Source organism: Sneathia sp. DSM 16631, from assembly GCF_014892235.1.
In the GTDB taxonomy this organism is placed as follows: Bacteria; Fusobacteriota; Fusobacteriia; order Fusobacteriales; family Leptotrichiaceae; genus Sneathia; species Sneathia vaginalis.
In genome coordinates, this window is sequence record NZ_JADBHL010000021.1 from 1 (window position 1) to 6,386 (window position 6,386).

Sequence of the window (6,386 nt, forward strand, 5' to 3'; positions counted from 1 at the left end):
TTATTAAATGACAAATTAGTTGTAAGCCCAGAAGGTAATGTAACTGCTAAATTTACTGATATATATGCTGGAATATGTAATCCAAGCTTAGTATTAGCACCAAAGGTTTCTGTATCATACAAACCAATGGACGCATTAAAAGTTGCAGGTTCAGTTGAAGTACCAGTTAACTTTGGATTAAATACATTAGGAGACTTCGGTTACCAAAGCACTGGTATTAAAGGTGCTTTAAACATGAGATATGAATGGAAATAAGCTAATATATAGTCGAAAAGAGGCGAAAGCCTCTTTTTTTTGTTATAGGTGTATATTTTTTGTAATTTTTTTTTAATTATTTCATCTTTTATTTAATATCATGTAAGGTAAACTTTATTATAAGGAGACAGATATGCTAGTAAATATGTTAACTATAAAAATTTTTGATTTAATTTGTGTAAATGAAATAACTGATTCTTATCATATTTTAAAAGTTTTAGATTTAAATGAAAGAAAATTTAGATATGAATTAGATATTTTATCAATGACTTTAAATAATCATAACTGGGGAGAAATTTATTTAAAGAATAAAAAAATATATTTTAAACTAAATGATACCCCAAACAATATTTTATCTTATTTGAATAAATGCTTGAAATTAAGTTCTATAGAAAGAATTAACTACATTTTTTTATGTCTAATTTCTGAAAATTTTATAAGTTTATCAAAAATAGCTAATGATTTATTTGTAACTAAAGCTACAATAAAAAAAGATTTAATAAAATTAAAAGATACTTTATATAATATCTCAATAAAATTTGATGGTCATTATTTTTTAGATGGAAATGAAATAGATGTAAGAAAAAAGGCATTTGAAACATTATCAACTGTAGTATTTGAGAACAAGAATAACAAGATGCCAGATTTAATAATTAAATCATATAATTTAGCACTTGATATTTATAATAAGTTAAATATTAATTATATGATAAATAATAATTTGGTATTTACATATATTTTAGTATTAATAGTCCGTATTAAAAACGGTAAAACCTTAAAAAAAGATATTGATAATGAAATAAGTAATATAAAACTATATAACGCTATTATAGTAGCATTTAGTGAACTTAACGTTAATAAATATGAAATAAATGCATTTTATAGATTTATAATAAATACAATTTCTAATTATGACAATATTATAACCGACAAATGGATAGAATTTAGAATCATAACTCGAAACTTCATAGATAATATGTCTATAGCAACAAACATTCCTTTTATACAAGATAAATTTTTATTAAAAGGACTTGAAAATCACATACCACAATCAATATATAGATGTAAAAAAAACATTAAATTAGGTGATCTTAATTACCTATTTGACGAATTTATGACTAATAAGCTAATTGAAGTTGTAAAAAAAGAAATAGAGTATATAGAAAATATTTTTCAAATAAAATTCAGTATAGAAGAAATCTTACTTTACGCAGTACATTTCGAAGCATCAATAGAAAGAAATAATAATAACTGTAAAAATTATAAAAAAGTATTATTACTTTGCGTAGGTGGTTATGGTACTACTAAGATATTAATCAATAAACTAACTAATAGATACAATTTTAATAAGATTGATATTATCTCTCTTATGCAATTAAAACAAATTGATATAAATGAATATGATATATTAATTTCAACTATTGATGTGGATAACATCGATTTTGGAAATAAAATTAAAATTTCACCATTCTTAACAAATAAGGAATTAAAGAAATTAGATTCTTTATTTGAGATAAAAAATAATAGTTTAAATTATGAAAATTTATTATTAAATCTAAAAGAAAATCATGACATTGATGTTATTCAAAGGCAAACACTAATAAATGAATTTAACACTCTTAAGTATGAGACAATTTCAATGAAATACTTTAATAATATAGAATTCTGTAAGATAAAATTTAATACATGGGAAGACACTATAAGATATGGCGTTTCAAAAATGGTTGAACTTGGCATTGTAAATGATGATTATGCAAATAAAATTATTGATACTATCAATGAATATGGATCATATATGATAATTACCAAAAATATTGCTCTACCTCATGCAAAGGTTGAAAATGAAAATTATAAAACTGGTGTATATATCATATATCTTAAGTACCCTATAATATTTCCTGGAAGAAAAAGGGTGAAATTATTGTTTTTTGTTCATATTAATTGCGATGATTCAAGGGAATTAATTGATAACATTTTACAAATAATCGATAATGGACAAGATTTAAATAAAATACAAAATGTAGAAGATTTAAAATCTTATTTATCATATAAATAGAAAGGTAGCAGTATGTTTAAAAAGGAATTAATTAATTTTAATATTCAAGCTAGAAATTGGGAGGATGCGTTAGAAAATACCTGTAATATATTAGAAAAAAACGGATATATTGAACATAAATATATCAATAAATTAATTAATATAACTAAGGAGATTGGTCCTTATTATATTATAACAAGCAATGTGGGTATACCACATTTAAGACCAGATGAAGGTGTAATTAAGTCTGGATTAGCATTCTTTAAATTAAGGAATAAAGTAGATTTTTTAGGAAATAAGATACAGTATTTAATCTATATTTTAGCTTTAAATTCAAATGAACATATAGATAAAATCCAATCAATTACATCTATATTAGAAGATAAAAATTTATTTGAATCATTAAATAACAATAAATTTAATATTGATGAATTTATAAAATATATTAACAATAAAGGAGATGTTAAATTATGAAAAGAGGTTTAGTTGTTTGTAGAACAGGTATGGGAAGTTCCATGATGCTAAGAATAAAATTAGAACAAGTTATATCTGAAAATAATTTAGATATAGATTTAGAACATGATGTTTTAAGTGCAATAACAAATTATGATGTAGATTTTGTTGTAACAATGAATGATCTTGTAGATCAAGTAAAAGATGATGTAAAAGCAGTTATAGGTATTGAAGATTTAATGAATAAAGAAGAATTAAAAGCCAAATTACTTGATTATCTAAATAAAAATCAATAGGAGGAATATTTTTATGGAATTTGTAAAAATTATAGTTTTTGACTTATTAGGGCAAGCAGCTATTTTAGTTGGGTTAATGTCTTTAATTGGGCTAATTTTACAAAAGAAACCTGCTACTAAAGTTATATCTGGTACTATTAAAACTATTGTAGGTTTTCTAATTTTTAGTGGTGGAGGTGCAATGGCTGTAAAAGCTCTTGATAGTTTCCAAAATCTTTTTCAAAAAGGATTTGGATTAGCTGGTGTTCTACCTTTAGCAGAAGCTGTAACAGCTCTTGCACAATCTAAGTTTGCAATTATTGTTTCACTAATAATGATTTTGGGATTTTTATTCAATTTAATTATTGCTAGATTCACAAGATTCAAATATATATTTTTAACTGGACAACATAACTTATATCTTGCAGCATTACTTACAGTTGTACTAAAAGCACTAAACTTATCTAATATAGTTACCATAGTAATAGGTGCAATCCTTTTAGGATTAGCAGCTGCAATTTATCCTGCTATAGCTCAACCGTATATGATAAAAGTTACAGGACATGATGAAATAGCTATGGGACACTATGTTACTCTAGCATATGCTTTATCAGGATTTTTAGGTAAATTTGTTGGTGATCCAAAAGAAAGTACCGAAAAGATAAAATTACCTGGTTGGTTATCAATCTTTAAAGATTATGTTGTTTCAGTAAGCATATCTATTTTAGTATTTTTCTATATTGCAACAATAGCAGCAGGTAAAGAATATGTTAGTACTCTTTCAGGAAATGTAAACTGGTTGATTTTCCCATTATTTCAATCATTAACATTCACGGCAGCCTTATATATTATAATAACAGGAGTTAGAATGTTTTTAGGAGAAATAATACCTGCATTCGTGGGAATTTCAGAAAAATTAATTCCTAATTCAAAACCTGCACTTGATTGCCCTGTTGTCTTTCAATATGCCCCAACTGCTACAGTTTTAGGATTTTTATCAGCCTACGTAGGAGGACTATTAACAATGGTTATACTAGCTTCTCTTGGTATGGTTGTCATAATCCCAGTTGCAATACCATATTTCTTCATTGGTGCAACAGCAGGTGTATTCGGAAATGCCACTGGTGGATGGAAAGGTTGCATACTAGGAGGTTTCGTTACAGGAATTTTAATTGCAGTAGGTCCCGCAGTAATTTACCCTATAATGAAAATAGTTGGGCTAAGTGGAACTACCTTCCCAGAAACAGACTTTGTTGCATTAGGACTAGTTGTATACTATGTAGGTAAAATTTTTGGTAGATAATGGGGGGGAAAAATATGTATAACAAAAACACTTTAATTGAACAATCAAAGATATTAAGAAAAGATATCATTGACTTAATTTTTTATGCTAAAGCTGGGCATCCAGGAGGTTCCTTATCTTGTATTGATATTTTAAATTATCTATATACATATGAAATAGATCTAAACAAGAATAACCGTTCAAGATTAGTCCTTTCAAAAGGACACGTTACACCTGCACTATATTCAATATTTTTAGAAAAAGGTGTTATACCTCGTGAATATATTACAACTTTTAGAAGAGTTAATTCAAAATTACAAGGTCATCCTGATAAAAAGAAAATAAGTCAAATTGATGCTAATACAGGTTTACTAGGTCAAGGTTTATCAATATCTGTTGGTATGGCTTTAGCAAAAAAATTAAATAAGGATGATAACTATGTGTATTGTATAATAGGTGATGGTGAAATGCATGAAGGTCAAATATGGGAAGCATTAATGTCAGCCTCACATTACAAACTAGATAATTTAATTGCAATACTTGACTATAACAAATTATCATCAAAAGGTGATGTTAATAAGGTAATGAATCTTGAACCTATATATGATAAAATAAAGGCTTTTGGTTTTAATGTTTTAAATATAAATGGACATAATTTTGATGAAATAAACGAAGCCATACTTACAGCAAAGAAAAAAAATTCAAAACCAACTTTCATAATAGCAAATACAACAAAAGGTAAGGGTGTATCATTTATGGAAAACAATCCAAAATGGCATAGTGGTGCTATAACAGAAGAACAAAGAGAAATTGCATATAGAGATATAGAAAGGGGAATACAATGAATTATGAAACTGTTTCACCAAGAGATTATATAGGTAAAATTTTGATAGATATTGCAACAAATAATAATAAAATTGTTGTTATTGATAGTGATCTATCAAGTTCTGTAACAACAAATAAATTCCAAGAAAAGTTCCCTGAAAGATTCTTTGAAATAGGAATAGCTGAACAAAATTCTCTAGGAATTACATCTGGACTTTCTTTAGAAGGTTTAATTCCATTTTATGTTAATTTTTCTATATTTTGCACAGGTACTGTTTGGACTCAATTAAGACAAGCCTGTTATGCAAAATTAAATATAAAGATTATAGGAACTCATCCTGGTATGGATGATGGTCCAGATGGTGCAACACACCATGCATTAGAAGATTTAGCACTAACCCGTGCATTACCAAATTTAACAATATTAAATCCAATAGATGTTAATGATTTAGAAGCAGCAATTAAAAAAGCTATTGAAATAAACGGACCTGTATATATACGATGTGCAAGAGATATAGTACCTGTAATACATAATACTCCTTTAAAAGATTATTCATCAGAAAGCGAAGTAATCTATGATGATGGAAATGATGGTGCTATAATTTTTGAAGGTACTGCTTGTAAGCAAGCACTTGATGGTTATTTACTATTAAAAGATTTAGGGTTTAAAAATAAATTAATCAGTATAAAACAAATTAAGCCATTAAACAAAGAATATCTTGTAAACATATTAAAAAAAGTTAAAAAAGTTGTTACAGTTGAAAATCATACGATTTATGGAGGTTTAGCAACAATAATTTCAGAAATAATTGCAGAATATAATTTAAATATTAAACTTGAAAAAGTAGGAGTTAATGATACATTTACTGAATCTGGTAAAACTATCGAAGTTAAAGAAAAGTATGGACTATCTGGAGAAAACGTAAAAAATATATATTTAAACTATAAAATCATTTAAGTGAGATTGAAAAATCTCACTTTTTTTAATAATTTTTTTAATTTTTTGTATTCCACTTTATAAAACAAATTTAAATCGTGACAACAAGAAATAAATATGAAGTTAAAAAACTAAATATTTTAAAATAGTACAAATATTCGTTACTAAAATCATGTTTTTCATTTTTAGTTAAATATTAAATTAGAAAAAAATTAAAAAATATATTCATATTTTTACTGTTTTTATATAAAATCTCGAGTTTGACAGTTTTTAAGGATATAAATAGGCTATAGACCAGTGTTTACTGTATCTATAGCCGTTTTT

At 25.8% G+C, this 6,386-nt stretch carries 7 protein-coding genes; all 7 read left to right on the top strand.

The features are described 5' to 3' along the window. Positions 1 to 255, top strand: a 255-nt coding sequence (locus IMK15_RS06055) for a hypothetical protein (protein ID WP_192942257.1), incomplete at its 5' end; no start/stop codon positions are given. Positions 256 to 388: 133 nt separating this feature from the next. Then, positions 389 to 2,311 carry a BglG family transcription antiterminator gene (locus IMK15_RS06060; protein ID WP_192942258.1) on the top strand — a complete coding sequence of 641 codons (1,923 nt, stop codon included), beginning with the start codon at positions 389 to 391 and terminating at the stop codon, positions 2,309 to 2,311. Positions 2,312 to 2,323: 12 nt separating this feature from the next. Then, a complete protein-coding gene (locus IMK15_RS06065) occupies positions 2,324 to 2,764 on the top strand; it encodes a PTS sugar transporter subunit IIA (protein WP_046328142.1) in 441 nt (146 codons plus the stop codon). Continuing rightward, complete coding sequence (locus IMK15_RS06070; protein WP_046328141.1) at positions 2,761 to 3,039, top strand: PTS sugar transporter subunit IIB; 279 nt, start codon at positions 2,761 to 2,763, stop codon at positions 3,037 to 3,039. Before IMK15_RS06065 ends, IMK15_RS06070 begins: the two co-directional genes overlap by 4 nt. Before the next feature lie 13 nt (positions 3,040 to 3,052). After that, the gene (locus IMK15_RS06075; RefSeq protein ID WP_192942259.1) at positions 3,053 to 4,321 is read left to right on the top strand and encodes a PTS ascorbate transporter subunit IIC; all 1,269 of its coding nucleotides are present in this window, start codon (positions 3,053 to 3,055) and stop codon (positions 4,319 to 4,321) included. 14 nt (positions 4,322 to 4,335) lie between these two features. Then, the gene (locus tag IMK15_RS06080) at positions 4,336 to 5,145 is read left to right on the top strand and encodes a transketolase (protein ID WP_192942260.1); all 810 of its coding nucleotides are present in this window, start codon (positions 4,336 to 4,338) and stop codon (positions 5,143 to 5,145) included. Then, a complete protein-coding gene (locus tag IMK15_RS06085) occupies positions 5,142 to 6,083 on the top strand; it encodes a transketolase family protein (protein ID WP_192942261.1) in 942 nt (313 codons plus the stop codon). The genes IMK15_RS06080 and IMK15_RS06085 overlap by 4 nt, the downstream gene beginning before the upstream one ends. Positions 6,084 to 6,386 lie beyond the last annotated feature (303 nt).

Excerpts from the sequence above, each read along its gene's own strand:
- IMK15_RS06060 (WP_192942258.1), top strand. The coding sequence starts at position 389 with ATGCTAGTAAATATGTTAACTATAAAAATTTTTGATTTAATTTGTGTA.
- IMK15_RS06065 (WP_046328142.1), top strand. The coding sequence starts at position 2,324 with ATGTTTAAAAAGGAATTAATTAATTTTAATATTCAAGCTAGAAATTGG.
- IMK15_RS06070 (WP_046328141.1), top strand. The coding sequence starts at position 2,761 with ATGAAAAGAGGTTTAGTTGTTTGTAGAACAGGTATGGGAAGTTCCATG.
- IMK15_RS06075 (WP_192942259.1), top strand. The coding sequence starts at position 3,053 with ATGGAATTTGTAAAAATTATAGTTTTTGACTTATTAGGGCAAGCAGCT.
- IMK15_RS06080 (WP_192942260.1), top strand. The coding sequence starts at position 4,336 with ATGTATAACAAAAACACTTTAATTGAACAATCAAAGATATTAAGAAAA.
- IMK15_RS06085 (WP_192942261.1), top strand. The coding sequence starts at position 5,142 with ATGAATTATGAAACTGTTTCACCAAGAGATTATATAGGTAAAATTTTG.